Source organism: Pandoraea horticolens, assembly GCF_902459555.1.
Classification (GTDB): Bacteria; Pseudomonadota; Gammaproteobacteria; order Burkholderiales; family Burkholderiaceae; genus Pandoraea; species Pandoraea horticolens.
Map to the genome: position 1 here is coordinate 317,358 of NZ_CABPSM010000001.1, position 14,739 is coordinate 332,096.

At 62.3% G+C, this 14,739-nt stretch carries 13 protein-coding genes; 4 read left to right on the forward strand and 9 right to left on the reverse strand.

Going from position 1 to position 14,739, the window contains the following annotated elements; all coding sequences use genetic code 11:
• Positions 1-347: 347 nt before the first annotated feature.
• The 6 genes from PHO31112_RS01495 to PHO31112_RS01520 form a co-directional block, all read right to left on the reverse strand.
• Complete coding sequence (locus PHO31112_RS01495; protein ID WP_150618864.1) at positions 348-1,661, reverse strand: MFS transporter; 1,314 nt, start codon at positions 1,659-1,661, stop codon at positions 348-350.
• Between the two features lie 405 nt (positions 1,662-2,066).
• A complete protein-coding gene (gene glmS / locus PHO31112_RS01500) occupies positions 2,067-3,896 on the reverse strand; it encodes a glutamine--fructose-6-phosphate transaminase (isomerizing) (RefSeq protein WP_150618865.1) in 1,830 nt (609 codons plus the stop codon).
• A 109-nt stretch (positions 3,897-4,005) separates the two neighbouring features.
• Positions 4,006-5,367 (reverse strand): bifunctional UDP-N-acetylglucosamine diphosphorylase/glucosamine-1-phosphate N-acetyltransferase GlmU, encoded by a 1,362-nt coding sequence (glmU, locus tag PHO31112_RS01505; protein WP_150618866.1) that lies wholly within the window; start codon positions 5,365-5,367, stop codon positions 4,006-4,008.
• Between the two features lie 105 nt (positions 5,368-5,472).
• Positions 5,473-6,417 carry a tRNA 2-thiocytidine(32) synthetase TtcA gene (gene ttcA / locus PHO31112_RS01510; protein ID WP_150619241.1) on the reverse strand — a complete coding sequence of 315 codons (945 nt, stop codon included), beginning with the start codon at positions 6,415-6,417 and terminating at the stop codon, positions 5,473-5,475.
• 13 nt (positions 6,418-6,430) lie between these two features.
• Positions 6,431-6,826 (reverse strand): dihydroneopterin aldolase, encoded by a 396-nt coding sequence (locus PHO31112_RS01515; protein ID WP_150618867.1) that lies wholly within the window; start codon positions 6,824-6,826, stop codon positions 6,431-6,433.
• 21 nt (positions 6,827-6,847) lie between these two features.
• Positions 6,848-7,690 carry an SDR family oxidoreductase gene (locus PHO31112_RS01520; protein WP_174995462.1) on the reverse strand — a complete coding sequence of 281 codons (843 nt, stop codon included), beginning with the start codon at positions 7,688-7,690 and terminating at the stop codon, positions 6,848-6,850.
• A gap of 259 nt (positions 7,691-7,949) precedes the next feature.
• On the opposite strand from PHO31112_RS01520, the gene PHO31112_RS01525 reads away from it, so the two are divergent.
• From PHO31112_RS01525 to PHO31112_RS01540, 4 genes are all read left to right on the forward strand, one after another.
• Positions 7,950-9,164, forward strand: coding sequence for a class I SAM-dependent methyltransferase (locus PHO31112_RS01525; RefSeq protein ID WP_150618868.1), 1,215 nt, complete (start codon positions 7,950-7,952; stop codon positions 9,162-9,164).
• Between the two features lie 30 nt (positions 9,165-9,194).
• Entirely contained in the window at positions 9,195-9,389 is a 195-nt protein-coding gene (locus PHO31112_RS01530; protein ID WP_150618869.1) for a DUF2905 domain-containing protein, read from the forward strand.
• A gap of 255 nt (positions 9,390-9,644) precedes the next feature.
• Positions 9,645-10,547: a glutamate/aspartate ABC transporter substrate-binding protein gene (locus tag PHO31112_RS01535; protein WP_150618870.1), complete on the forward strand. Its 903-nt coding sequence runs from the start codon at positions 9,645-9,647 to the stop codon at positions 10,545-10,547.
• A gap of 156 nt (positions 10,548-10,703) precedes the next feature.
• A complete protein-coding gene (locus PHO31112_RS01540) occupies positions 10,704-11,753 on the forward strand; it encodes a YopJ family acetyltransferase (RefSeq protein WP_150618871.1) in 1,050 nt (349 codons plus the stop codon).
• A gap of 69 nt (positions 11,754-11,822) precedes the next feature.
• On the opposite strand, the gene PHO31112_RS01545 is transcribed toward PHO31112_RS01540, so the two are convergent.
• The 3 genes from PHO31112_RS01545 to PHO31112_RS01555 all read right to left on the reverse strand — a co-directional run bounded on the left by PHO31112_RS01545 (position 11,823) and on the right by PHO31112_RS01555 (position 14,727).
• Positions 11,823-13,073, reverse strand: coding sequence for a multifunctional CCA addition/repair protein (locus PHO31112_RS01545; RefSeq protein ID WP_150618872.1), 1,251 nt, complete (start codon positions 13,071-13,073; stop codon positions 11,823-11,825).
• Positions 13,070-13,714: a glutathione S-transferase family protein gene (locus PHO31112_RS01550; RefSeq protein WP_150618873.1), complete on the reverse strand. Its 645-nt coding sequence runs from the start codon at positions 13,712-13,714 to the stop codon at positions 13,070-13,072. Before PHO31112_RS01550 ends, PHO31112_RS01545 begins: the two co-directional genes overlap by 4 nt.
• Positions 13,715-13,776: 62 nt before the next feature.
• Positions 13,777-14,727: a complex I NDUFA9 subunit family protein gene (locus PHO31112_RS01555; protein WP_150618874.1), complete on the reverse strand. Its 951-nt coding sequence runs from the start codon at positions 14,725-14,727 to the stop codon at positions 13,777-13,779.
• Positions 14,728-14,739: the final 12 nt, after the last annotated feature.

A 14,739-nucleotide genomic window follows, 5' to 3' on the forward strand; every position in this document is an offset into this window, starting at 1 on the left:
AAAAAAAACACAGAGAAAAATTAATTTTGTTTACTTTAATCCCGAATAAAGGGATTTGTAAAACAGAAAATTATTTCAGCAGATGATCCCGGCGGCACGGCAAAAGCGCGAAACCCTTGATAGACGGGGCTTTTCTGGTGACAAGTGCGGGAGCTAGGGGTTTACACGAGCCGCGCTTCGGAACGTGATTTCGCAGAGATGGGGCGACGGTTCCGCAATTTGGGATTCACGTCGGTCCCCGGTATTCATATCCGTCACCCGCCGCCCTCAGAACGAAAAGCGCCGCACGAAGCTACCGAGCGGCGATTCAAGGATGAAGGTGACGGCGCGCCGCGGCACGCTTGCGATCAGGCGACGTGACCCGCCGGGGCCGGTATCTGCGGCGCTTGCCGCGGAACCAGGCGGAGCAGAAGCACAGCCCCCACCAGTAGTAATCCGGCGACGAGAGTGAGTCCGGCGTACGGTGTGCCGGTGCGCGCCATCATGCCGCCAACAAGCCACGAGCTGAAAGCGCCGCCAATGGACCCAAGCGAGCTGATGATGGCGATGCCAGCCGCAGCACTTCGACCGAACAGTTGCGCCGCGGGAATCGTCCAGTAGACGATGGGCACCGTGAAAATGCAGAGCTGAGCGATCGCCACAAGCACCACAGTCGCCGGGACATTTCCTGCGGCAAATCGGAGCAGGAACAGGCTAACGGCAGTCGCCAGCATGCAGGCCGCGATGTGCCAACGCCGCTCCATTCGACGATCCGAGCTATAGGCAATTGCGAGGTTGCCGATCATCGTGCAGACGGAGATGAGGCCCGACAACCAGCCAATCGTCGCAACACTCGTCACTCCCGAGGACTTGAGAATGGTCGGGGCCCAGAAGGTGACGGCCACCATTCCCACGTAAATGCAGAAATACACCGCGGCCAACCCGAGAATGCGCCGATTCCGGAGGATTTCCATGAGGCCGATACCACTGTGCCCAATCACCGCCTTGCTTTGCGTCGCCCTCAAATCGCGCTCGAGCACCGCACGGTCGGCGTCCGTCAGCCACCGGGCCTTCCCAGGACCGTCGCTCAACATGAAGGGAGCAAGCAAGCCGAGCAAGATTGCCGGCGTTCCCTCGATCAGGAACAACCATTGCCATCCACGCAGCCCGAGATACTCGTGCATCTGGCTCATGATCAAGCCGGATAGCGGCCCGCCGGTCATGCCGGCAACGGGCACCGCCAGCATGAGCACGCTATTGATACGCGCTCGCATGTGGTCAGGAAACCAATACGAGAGATACAGAATCAAGCCGGGAAAGAACCCCGCTTCCGCAGCCCCCAACAGGAATCGCAGGAAGTAAAGCGACCATGCGCCGGTGACGAACATCTGGGCTACCGTGCAGGCCCCCCACAAAACCATGATGCGAAGCAGCGTCTTGCTCGCGCCGATGCGCGCGAGCAGCAGGTTGCTTGGCAACTCGAAGGCCGCGTAACTGATGAAGAAGATGCCTGTCGCCGCGCCGAAGACGGCTTCGCTCAGTCCAAGGTCTTGAAGGAACTGAAGCTTCGCGAACCCGATGTTCACCCGGTCGATGAAGTTCAGTACATAGCAGAGAAACAGGAATGGGATGATGCGCAACGCGACCTTGCGATAGACGTGCGCGGAAGACGAATGGGGCATGTTGCTCTCCTATCACCACCCCGAATATCGGGATGAAGACCATTAATATTTGCAAATTCATGGTCTATTTTTTCTCAAAATCCCGCAACAAGGGATTTATAGGTGGTTAACCTAAGATAAGAGGCGACGTCGAGGAGGCGGTGCCCAGACGCACGGCGTCAACCACTCTGGGGAAATGCAGAGGGGGAGGCGGCGCGACTCGGCATGCGGAAAATTCGGAACGATACCCCCGATTCAAGGGGGCAATTGACCGGTTCGCAACGCGAAAAAAAAGCCGGGACGTTGATGACGTCTCCGGCCTTATGTGACAGGTGTCTCAAAGAATCATTGCCCGCTTCTTCGCGGGCAATGTCGATGTCGAAAGATGCGCTTCTATATTTTTGAACTGCGACGCGCCCGGGCGACTTACTCCACCGTCACCGATTTAGCGAGGTTGCGGGGCTTGTCGACATCGGTGCCGCGCGCGCAGGCGGTGTGATAGGCGAGCAGTTGCAGCGGCACGACGTGCAGAATCGGCGAAAGCTGGCCGTAATGCTCCGGCATGTGGATCACATGAATACCATCGGCGTTTGCAATCTCCGTGTCGGCGTCGGCGAACACGTACAACTGGCCGCCACGCGCACGCACTTCCTGCATGTTCGATTTCAGCTTCTCGACAAGCGCGTCGCGCGGCGCGACCGTCACCACCGGCATCTCTTCCGTCACCAGCGCAAGCGGGCCGTGCTTCAGTTCGCCCGCCGGGTAGGCCTCGGCGTGGATGTACGAGATTTCCTTGAGCTTGAGCGCGCCTTCGAGCGCGATCGGGTAGTGCAGACCGCGTCCCAGGAACAACGCATTCTCGCGACGGGCAAACTCCTCCGCCCACGCGATGATCTGCGGTTCCAGCGCCAGCACGCTGTGCAGCGCCGCCGGGAGGTGGCGCAACTGCGTCAGGTAGTCGGCTTCCTGCGCCTGCGTCAAACGCCCCCGCAGTTTCGCCATGGTCAGCGTCAGCAGAAACAACGCCGTCAACTGCGTCGTGAACGCCTTCGTCGACGCCACGCCGATTTCCGTACCGGCGCGCGTCAGGTAATGCAACGCCGTCTGACGCACCATCGCACTGGTGCCCACGTTGCAGATCGCGAGCGTGTTCGTCATGCCCAGCGATTGGGCGTGCTGTAGCGCCGCCATCGTATCGGCCGTCTCGCCCGACTGCGAAATCGTGACCACCAACGTTCTCGGATTCGGCACGCTGTCGCGATAGCGGTACTCGCTTGCCACTTCCACTTGCGTCGGGATCTGCGCCAGCGATTCCAGCCAATACTTGGCCGTCATGCCCGAGTAGTAGCTCGTGCCGCACGCCAGAATCAGGATCGAGTCGACGTTGCTCAGCACCGCTTCCGCCTTCTCGCCGAAAAGCGTCGGCGAAATGCCTTCCACGCCTTCCATCGTGTCGCCGATCGCTCGCGGCTGCTCGAAGATTTCCTTCTGCATGTAGTGACGATACGGACCCAGTTCCACCGCGCCCGTGTACGCCTGCACCGTGCGAACCTCGCGCTCGACGATCTCATGGTTGCGATCCATGATCGTCACACCTTCGAGCGTGAGTTCGACGACGTCGCCCTCCTCCAGATAGATGAATTGGTCCGTCGTGCCCGCGAGCGCCAGCGCATCGGAGGCGAGGAAGTTTTCGCCCTCACCCACGCCCACGACCAGCGGCGACCCCGCGCGCGCGCCGATTACCCGGTGCGGCTCCTGCTTACGAAAGACGGCGATGGCGTAGGCACCGTGCAGACGGCGCGTTGCCAGGCGCACAGCGTGATACAGATCGCTCGCCGCACCGTTCGTCAGAATGTGATGAATCAGGTGTGCAATGACTTCGGTGTCTGTCTGCGACACGAAGTCGTAGCCCAGGCCACGCAGTTCCTCACGCAGGCTCTCATGGTTCTCGATGATGCCGTTGTGGACCAGCGCCACTTCGTCGCGCGAGAAAATCGGATGCGCGTTGTTCGTGGCCGGTGCACCGTGCGTCGCCCAACGGGTGTGGGCAATGCCCGTCTCGCCGCTCAGGTGCGTTTGCGCAAGCTGCTCGTCGAGATCGGCCACACGCGACACGCTGCGCGCGCGCTGAGGCACGCCGTCCTTCAGCACGGCTACGCCGCACGAGTCATAGCCGCGGTATTCCAGACGACGCAGACCTTCCACCAACACCGGTACTACATTACGTCGCGCCACCGCGCCGACAATGCCGCACATATTCGCTTCCCTTTATGCCAGAGAGCCCTGGCTCATTCGATCGGATTCGATCCGTTTTGACTTTGCCAGCGCACGCTCTGCCTCGCGCACCGGCCCATAACCGCCAATTTTACCGCTTCTGCTTGCGCGGACGGACGTAACCCATCTTCGCTTCCTGCGTCTTGCCGTTGAGCACCAGCGAGTCTTCCGGTGTGTCCTTCCACACGGTAGTCCCGGCGGCAATCGTCGTGCCGCGACGCACGGTCACGGGCGCCACGAGTTGCGTGTCCGAACCGATGAAGACATCGTCCTCGATCACCGTGCGATGCTTGTTCGCGCCGTCGTAATTGCACGTGATGGTGCCCGCGCCGATATTCACGCGCGCCCCCACTGTCGAGTCGCCCACGTAGGCCAGATGGTTAGCCTTCGAGCCCTTGGCAAGCGACGCGTTCTTCACTTCCACGAAGTTACCGATGTGCACCTCGTCGGCCAGATCGGCCCCCGGGCGCAGGCGGGCATACGGCCCGACGTGCGCATCGGCGCCGACCACGGCGCCATCCAGATGACTGAACGCCTCGATGCGCGTGCCCGCCCCGATGGTGCTGTTGCGAATCACGCAGTTCGCTCCGATGGTCGCGCCGTCGCCAATCGTCACATGGCCTTCGAATACGCAATTCACATCGATAGCGACATCGGTGCCGCACGCGATCTCGCCGCGCAAATCGAAGCGCGCCGGATCGATCAGGGTGACGCCCGCCGCGAGCAATGCGCGCGCCGCGTTGCGCTGATAGTCGCGCTCCAGCTCGGCAAGCTGCACTTTGTCGTTCACACCGTTGGGCTCCCACGCGAATGCCGGTTGCGTGGTGACGACCGGCACGCCGTCGGCCACCGCGCAGGCGATCACGTCCGTCAGGTAGTACTCGCCCTGCGCATTCTGATTCTTCAGGCCGCTCAACCAGCCTTTGAGCGCACGCGTGGGCGCCACCACGATGCCGGTGTTGATCTCGCGAATGGCCAATTCGGCCTCGTTGGCGTCCTTCTGTTCAACGATGCGCAGCACATTGCCCGCCGCGTCGCGCACGATCCGGCCGTAACCCGTCGGGTTCTCCAGATCGACGGTGAGCACGCCCAGCTTGTCGTTGCCTGCGGCGTCGAGCAACGCCTGCAACGTCTCGGGGCGCGTGAGCGGCACGTCGCCGTAAAGCACCAGCGTCGGCACCGATTCGTCGAGCAGCGGCGCTGCCTGCTGCACCGCGTGCCCGGTGCCCAACTGCTGCGCCTGCTCCGCAAAGCGCACGCCATCCCCGGCAACCGCTTCGCGCACGGCGTCGCCACCATGCCCGATCACCACAATGAGTTGGCCCGGCGTGAGCTTGCGTGCGGTCGCAATCACATGCGACAGGAGCGGCCGGCCGGCCAGCGGCTGAAGCACCTTCGGCAGCTTCGAGCGCATGCGCTTACCCATGCCTGCGGCGAGAATCACAATATTCATGGCGTCGTGACGATTCGAGAGTCGGAGTGTCGGTATTTTGCGGCCCACCGGATGGGTCGGCAGAGCCGCGTCAAGGAATGAACCAGCGAGCGAGGAGAATTCCGCTCAGTCGTCGAATTGCGTGATGCGGATGATGCCCGCGTCGTTTTCGTCGCCGCACGGTGCTTCGTCGAATGCAATATCGCCGAACGGATCGGGCTGCCCCGTTGCCTGCAGATTCTTGAAGTCGTGAAGGTTCGTATCCATCAGGTGTGAGGGAATCACATTCGACAGTGCACTGAAAATCGACTTGATGCGCCCCGGATGCTGTTTCTCCCACTGACGGATCAGCGCCTTCATCTCGGCACGCTTCAGGTTCGGCTGGCTGCCGCACAGCGTGCACGGAATGATCGGGAATTGCTTGTACTCGGCGTAACGCTCCAGATCCGATTCGCGCACATACGCCAGCGGGCGGATCACCACGTTCTTGCCGTCGTCCGATTGCAGCTTCGGCGGCATGCCCTTGAGCTTGCCACCGTAGAACAGGTTCAGGAAGACGGTCTCGATGATGTCGTCGCGATGGTGGCCCAGCGCGACCTTGGTCGCACCGAGTTCGCCGGCCACGCGGTAAAGAATGCCGCGGCGCAGGCGTGAGCACAGCGAGCAAGTCGTCTTGCCCTCAGGCACCACGCGCTTGACGATGGAATACGTGTCCTGATTCTCGATGTGGAAATCCACGCCGATGGAACGGAAGTAATCGGGCAGCACATGCTCCGGGAAACCCGGCTGCTTCTGGTCGAGATTGACAGCGACGATCGAGAAGTCGATCGGCGCGCGCTCGCGCAGCTTGAGCAGGATATCGAGCATGGCGTAGCTGTCCTTGCCACCGGACATGCACACCATCACACGGTCGCCTTGCTCGATCATGTTGTAGTCGCCGATGGCCTGCCCCGTCAGACGGAACAGCCGCTTCTCGAGCTTGTTGTTCTCGAACGCGAGCTTCTGCGCTTTTTTCACGCTGTCGGCGGCAACGTTTCCGCTCGCGGCCAGTGGCGCGCCGGTCTCGGGCATGACGGCACTCATGTCAGGCACCCTTCATCTTGAAGACTTCGATGCCCACCGAGTGGCAATCGGGGTACACGTCGGGCTTCTCGGTCGACACGCCCACCGCGCGCACGCGCGGATGCGCCAGCAGCGCACTCGCGACGTCGTCGCACAGGGTTTCCTGCAAATGAATGTGGCCCTGCCCCACGCGCTTGGCAATCGTCTCGCGCATGAAGTCGTAGTCGACAACCTCGTCGAGCTTGTCGGCCACGGGGGTGCTCTCGGCGAGCGGCACGAACAGTTGCACGTTGATCAGCACGCGCTGTTCGCCCCGCTTCTCATGATCGTGCACGCCGATGTTGATGAACACCTCATAGTCGCGCAGAAACATGCGACGGCAGTCCATCAGGCGAGGGTGGGAAAGAGCGCTATGCATTTTGAAAACTCGTAATGACAATCAACGAGACCGGTCGGCATCGGCCGGCTCGGTCAGAAATTTCACGTCGCGCGACGAACTCGCGAGATGTTGCCCGCCGTCGACATACAGCACCGTGCCTGTCACAGCAGGGGCTTCGGCCAGATACGCTACGGCCTGCGCAATATCCTCCGGTGTCGACGATGCGCCCAGTGGCGTCGACGCGTGCGCCGCCGCGAAGCCCCCGGGTGTCTGATCGGCCGACAGCAGCGTGACGCCCGGCGCGACGCCGACCACGCGCAAACGCGGGGCGAAAGCCTGGGCCAGCAACGTCGTCGCCACGTCCAGCGCTGCCTTCGACAGCGTGTACGACAAATAATCGGGGTTCGGATTCGCCAACTTCTGATCGAGCAGATTGACGACGACACCGCGTTGCGTCTCGCCCAGTGCGGCGTGCATTTCGCGCGCGAGCACCAGCGGTGCGCCCGCATTCACGCGCATGTGGCGCTCCAGCGCCTGATAGCCGAAATCGTCGGCGCTATCGTACTCGAAGCGCGACGCATTGTTGACGAGGCAAGCGGGCACGCCAAGCGCGTCGATACAACGGGCGATGAGGCCGGCCGTGGCGGCCTCATCGGCAAGCGACGCCTGCAACGCCACTGCCCGGCGTCCCAATGCCTCGATGGCCGCGACGGTCGCCAACGCCTCATCGTGCGAACGCTCGTAGTGAACGGCAACGTCCCATCCCGTGGCGGCAAGCCTCAATGCAATCGCGCGTCCGATCCGGCGCGCGCCGCCCGTCACGAGCGCCACGCGCGGCACGGCACGCGCGCTGGCGGAATCGCTTGCGGCAGGCGTGGGGCGTGGCGTCGATGCAACGGTCATACGGCAGATTCCGGTCAGTGGGCAAGCAAGCAGACGAACTTCGGGCGGCACGGCAGGCTAGGCCCGGCACCGGGCGTCGTGGCTCGCGACAGCCTCGCAAGTCGTCCGGACAAAGGGCACATATCGCAAAAACTGGCGAAAACCATGCAAAAACGGCCAAAAACTGACGAAAATCGGCGGAATTTGCGCCGATATCGCCCGCAGACGCGCTTTAACATCTCAAGCAGCCAGTCTGCACCGTCTCCGTTACAATGCCCGCATGAATCAGGCCGCACCGAAACCGCATAGTTTACCCGTTCCGGAGCCGGACGCGCTCGAACACTCGCGCCGTCTTACGGCTCATCTCGCCGACGCCATCGACGCGGCCGGCGGCTGGCTGCCGTTCGATCGCTTCATGGAACTGGCCTTGTACGCGCCCGGCCTCGGTTACTACGCCGCCGGCGCCGCCAAATTCGGTCGTCTCGCCGCCGACGGCAGCGACTTCGTCACCGCACCGGAACTCACGCCGCTCTTCGCCCGCACGCTCGCGCGTCAACTCGGCGAGATCTTCGAACAGACGGGCGACGCACAGGTGCTGGAATTCGGCGCAGGGTCGGGACGTCTGGCCGCCGATCTGTTGCTCGCCTTCGAAGCCGAAGGCACGCCCTGCGAGACGTACTCGATCATGGAACTCTCCGGCGAGCTGCGCGCACGCCAACGCGAGACCATCGCCAGCGCCGCGCCGCATCTTCTCGCGCGTGTCACCTGGCTCGATCGGTTGCCCGACGCCTTTCGCGGCGTAATGCTCGGCAACGAAGTGCTTGATGCCATGCCGGTCCACCTGTGGGCGCGCCGTCCGGACGAGACGGGACAGCCCGTCTGGTTCGAGCGCGGCGTGGTGCGCACGCCCACGGGTTTCGGGTGGGAAGAACGTCTGTATACCGGCCCGTTGCCGGAAGCCCTCGATGCATTGGCCGATCTGCCGCCGACACAGGAATATCTGACGGAAACACACGAAGCCGCATCCGCCTTCGTGCGCAGCGTAGCGCCGCTGCTCGCGCGCGGCGTGTTGCTGCTCATCGATTACGGATTCCCGGCGCGGGAGTACTATCATCCGCAACGCGCTCACGGCACGTTGATGTGCCACTATCGACACCACGCGCACGACGATCCGTTCTATTACCCAGGCTTGCAGGACATCACCGCGCATGTGGAATTTTCAGGAATCGCCGATGCAGGCGTCGACGCCGGGCTCGATCTGCTGGGCTTCACGTCGCAGGCGCGATTCCTGATGAACGCAGGCATCATCGACCTGATGAGCGCGCTCGATCCGACTGATCCGAAGACGTTCCTGCCCGCAACGGCTGCCGCACAGAAACTGCTGTCCGAGGCCGAGATGGGCGAACTCTTCAAGGTCATCGCCTTCGGACGCGGTATGGACGAGTGGGCCGGCCTGATCGGCTTCGCCACCGGCGACCGCAGTCACGCGCTCTAACGTCTTCCCTTCACACGAGGCCACGCCGATATGTTCCGCTGGATGTTTACGATCTTCATCGCGATCTGCATCCTCTCGGCAGCGTCGCCGTGGCTCACCAAACTCGGCATCGGCCGATTGCCCGGCGACCTGCGTTTGCGCTGGCGAGGCCGCGAAATGCTCTTTCCTTTCGCCTCCACCATCGTGCTCTCGCTCGTCTTCAATCTGCTGATTCGATTGCTGTGAGTCCGACGACAGGCGCAACACCTGTTGCACCCCCCGTCAGTCTCTTCCCGCCGTCTCTCCCTGCCTGATGCCTCCCACGCATTCGCGGCCTCTCGTAAGGCTGGCGCGGCGACGGGTGCGTCAACACCGCCCCTTGGCCCCAAACCCATACCATCGCTAGGGTTAACGACCATTTGATCATTTGTTGCAAAAAAATTATCATGAAACAAATGATTCAATCATGAATCACGGGTGAGGCCATTTCAGGAGCAGGGCATGATCAAGATGCGATTGACCGGGGTAATGCTGGGCGTAGCGATGTGTGTTGCGGCAGGCGCGGCACGGGCCCAGCCCGCATCGGAGACGCTGCAAAAGATCGAGAGCAGCGGCGTGATTTCCATCGGGCATCGCGAGTCGTCGATTCCGTTCTCGTACTACGACAACAACCACAACGTCATCGGCTACTCGCAGGATCTGTGCAACAAGATCGTCGACGTGGTGAAGACCCGTCTGAAGAAGCCCGATCTGCAAGTGCGCTTCATCCCCGTCACCTCGCAGAACCGCATTGCGCTCGTGCAAAACGGCACGGTCGATATCGAGTGTGGCGTGACGACGAACCTGAAAGCACGCCAGGCACAGGTCAACTTCTCGAATACGTTCTTCGTCGCGGGCACGCGGCTGCTGGTGAACAAGAATGCGGGCATCAAGGACTTTCCGGATCTCGCGGGCAAGCCTGTCGTGACCAATGCGGGCACGACGTCGGAGCGCATCCTCAACAAGATGAACAACGACAAGAAGATGAACATGAGCGTGATTTCGGGCAAGGACTACGGCGAATCGTTCACCATGCTCCAGGGCGGCCGTGTTCAGGCGTTCATGATGGACGATGTGCTGCTCGCGGGTGCGCGCACGATGGGCCGCAATCCGGACGACTGGATCGTGACGGGAACGCCGCAGTCGTTCGAGGCTTACGGATTCATGATGAAGCACGGCGATTCGGAGTTCAAAAAGCTCGTCGACGACACGCTGGCGGGCGTGATGAAGAGTGGCGAGATCAACACGATGTATAAGAAGTGGTTCGAATCGCCGGTGCCGCCGAAGAACACCAGCTTCAACTTCCCGATGAGCGAACAGCTCAAGCAGCTCTACGCGAATCCGAACGACAAGGCGTTCGAATAAGCCTTGCCAATCGTGTGCAAGGGCGTACGTACTCGCTGACTGCGCTGACTGCGCTGACTGCAAATCCGTAATTCTCGCGTCAGGGGCAACATCGGCCACGGGCAAAGACCTCCATCATGGGGTCTTTGCCTTTTTGTCGTTTCTGGAGCCCCGCTCATGATGTCACTACCCCGCAGTCATCAGCGCACCGCCGACGCCACCGCGGCGCCCTTGGTCACATTGAGCCATCCCGAAGGTCACGCGCTACCGGGGAAATGCTTCAGTGCCACGCTGCATTTCGCCGGGAATGTCCCACTCCCCGAACCCGACGCACTGACGCTGCCCGATACCCCCACGCATTACTACAACTTCGCCGTCGCCTTTCTGAAGGCCAACCGGCAAAGCATGGACATGTATTGGGCCGACCAGGATGCCATTCCGGCGCTCATCCGCTCGGAGATGTCGCTTTATCCCGGTTTGCGAATCACTCATCACCCGACGCCCGCGGCGTTTGCAGCCTACGTCAGGGAACAATGCCGAACGGAAGCCTCGCATCGCGAGCAATGTCTTATCGAACTCAGCCCGACGGAAGGACATTGTGTGGGCGTCGACCTGAGCATCGATGCGAGCGAACCCACCATCATCGTCATCGAATCCAGCACGTTGAACGCGACAGGCTCGGCCATGCTGCTCCTCCGATTGATGAACGCGCTGAAGGACACCGTCACATGCGTCGCCCGCAACGGCCTCGGCAGGCATTTGATGTTCTTCGAGACGGGTGCCCAGCAAAGCCCCGTCGATTGCGCGATGTTCAGCCTGTGCGCGTGCAAGTCCATGTTCAGAAGTACGGCAGCCTTCACGTCGTTGCATGCACGCCTGCGCGCAGGTGAGTTCAGCGAGATGCTGGAAAAAGGCTATGCGACAAGCGGCGAGGCAGACCTGTTGCTGCCCTCGGCGCTCATGCAACACACGCAGTCGTCGACACGACTCGCGGACTACGCACGACGCCGCATCCTGCACGATCCCACGCAGGCGCAAACGATCGGCAAATTGATAAGGCGTCAGAAGGGCCTCGTCTTCGCCCGCGACGACCGGACTTACAGCGTATCGATCGAAATGGCGAGAATAAAGATGGCGGGGCGCGCGCTCCCGCCCCCAGCGCAAGACATGACGTTGCTCGCGCCGCCGCGTCGCGACGGCTTCATGTCGTCCACGGAATCGCTATAGCCATCGCGCGCCCTTCGAGAACTGCGCGGGTGCGACGCGAACGGCTTCCTCCCCTCACACCCGCTACGCTCACTCGTCTGCGGCGCGCAACCCGGCCGCTTCGACGGCCTCGATTCTTGCGGCCTGCACGGCGTCGCGGATCTTCGCGGGATTGTCGGCGTACCGGCTTGCGACAGCCCCTGCATCAATACCGCGCGCCGCAGCGAGCGCGGCCATCAACCGGTCTCGCTGCGGATAGGGCGCGCTCGCGAAATCGCCTCCGCGTCCGCGGGCGTCGGCCTCGCAGGCTTGAAGCACTTCGACAAACCGGTCGGGCTTGCGTAGAGCGTCACACCGTTCCAACAAACGCACCAGCGCCGCCGCGCCGAACTTCTGGCTTCCGTGAATATTGCCGTGTTCGCGCGCAACGACCTGCGCCAATTCGCGGCATTCGACCGGCACACGCAAACGCGTGCACAACGGGCCGAGCAACCCGACACTACGGCTCTCGTGCCCGATATGACGCGGCAACACGTCTTCCGGCGTCGTGCCTTTGCCGAGATCGTGCGTGAGCGCGGCAAATCGCACCGGCAACGAATAGCCCTGCGTCGCGGCGTAGTCGACCACCATCATCACATGCACGCCCGTATCGACTTCGGGATGAAAGTCGGCCCGCTGCGGCACCCCCCACAACTGGGCCAGTTCGGGAAGGATGCGCTCGAGCGCGCCTGCCGCACGCAACACGTCGAACATGCGCGACGGCCGATGCTCCATCAGCCCGCGCGAAATCTCCTGCCAGACACGCTCGGCGACCAGCGCGTCGACTTCGCCGTTGGCCGTCATTTCGCGCATCAGTACGAGCGTCTCGTCAGCCACCGAGAAATCGGTGAAGCGAGCGGCAAACCTCGCGCAACGCAGAATTCGCACCGGATCTTCCGCGAAAGCTTCGCCGACATGGCGGAACAGCCTCGCGTCGAGATCGCGCTTGCCGCCGTAGGGATCGATCAGCTCATCCGACAGACTATCGTCGGGCATGACTTCGCGCGCCATCGCGTTGATGGTGAAGTCGCGCCGTGCGAGATCTTCCTCCAGCGTGACTTCCGGGGCGAAGTAGAACGAAAAACCGTGATAGCCGCGCGCCGTCTTGCGCTCGGTTCGGGCGAGCGCGTATTCGGCACGGGTTTCGGGATGGAGAAACACCGGAAAATCGCGGCCTACCGGTTTGAAACCCTGCCGCACCATTTCTTCGGGTGTCGCGCCGACCACCACGTAGTCGCGATCCTTGACGGGCAGTCCCAGCATGGCGTCGCGAATTGCGCCACCGACAGCGTAAATCTTCATGGGCGCACTTCGTAATAGGCGATGCGCACCGTCTCGCCACGCCCCCCCGCCACCCACGCCTGCACGGCGGCCACTTCGCGAATGCGGTCGGCATACGCCTGCGCATGCGCCGACAACGACGGCTCGAAGGTCGCGAAGCGCATCACCACCGGCGCATAAAACGCATCGGCAATGGTGAAGTCACCAAACAGAAACGGACCTTCGTAACGTGCGAGGCAATCCTCCCAGATCGCTTCGACACGACGGATATCGCTCAGCACCTCGGGCGTCGTGCCTGCGCCCGGCCAATGCGCACCGACGTTCATCCACATGTTCGTGCGCAACGCGGTGAAGCCGCTGTGCATCTCGGCACAGATGCTGCGTGCATGGGCGCGTGCCTCGCGCGACTTCGGCCAAAGAGGCAGATGCGGATAGCTTTCGGCCAGATATTCGCAGATGGCCAGCGAGTCCCAGACGGTAATGCCGTTGTCGATCAGACACGGCACTTTGCCCGTGGGCGAGTAGCGCAGGATCTGCTCGCGCGAGTCGGGCTGTGCGAGCCAGACGTTCCGCTCGTCGAACACAATGCCGAAATGCTTGAGCACGACCCACGGACGCATCGACCACGACGAGTATTTTTTGTTGGCGATGATCAGTTGCATGAGGACTTTCCTTGCGCGCGTCACGTCGAGGTGCCGCGCGTTTGATGGGGAAGCGTGCGGCGTCAGCGCCCCGCGTACCGCCGGTAGTCCGACAGACGCCGCTCCCAGTTGTCGCCATCGAGATAATCGACGGCAATTTCGAGGCCGTTCGGCGTGAGTCCGAGTTCGGGCGCCAGCGGACCGCTCATGACGTTGTCGACTTTCATGGAGTCGAGATTGTCGCGCGTGATGATCGGCTCGCCCGGCAGCTTCTCGAAGATCGCCGCCTGCAAACGTGCCGTGCTGTCCGGCAGCGGAAGAATCGGCCGCTCGCAACCACAGGCCGCACCGGCAAAGCGCACGAGGGCTTCGAGCGTGTAGACGTCGGGGCCGCCCAATTCGTAGGTCTTGCCGACGGTTGCGTCGTTATCGAGCGCGCCTGCGAAGGCTTGCGCGACGTCCGTCACATAAATCGGCTGGAAGCGTGCCTTGGCACTCGCCAACGGCACCACCGGCAGACGCCGTTGCAGCTTGGCAAACGTATTCAGGAAGTGGTCGCCCGGACCGAACACCACGGATGGGCGGAAGATCGTGACGGGGATGCCCGTCTCGCGAATCGCCACTTCGCCGTCGCCCTTGGAGCGCTGATACATGCTCGGGCCGTTGGAGTCGGCACCGAGTGCGCTCATGTGAATGAGCCGGTCGACGCCCCGGTCGCGGCATGCCTGCGCGATCTTGCGCGGCAGTTCCACGTGAGCGCGTGCAAACGCACGGCCGTAAGGCGTGCCCCGGTCGCTGTGCAGCACACCGACGAGATTGATCACGGCGTCACTCCCCGCGATCACGCGCTCCAGCGCGCGCGGGTCATGCACATCGCACTCGACGAGTTCCACCCCCGGCAACACACCAAGCGCCTTGGCGGCCTCGACACGCCGCGTCGGCAGACACACAGCGTGCCCCATTGTCACCAGCCGGGCGACCAGATGGCTGCCGATGAAGCCGGTGCCACCGACGACACAAACGTTATAGCGCATGCGTCACCTCCT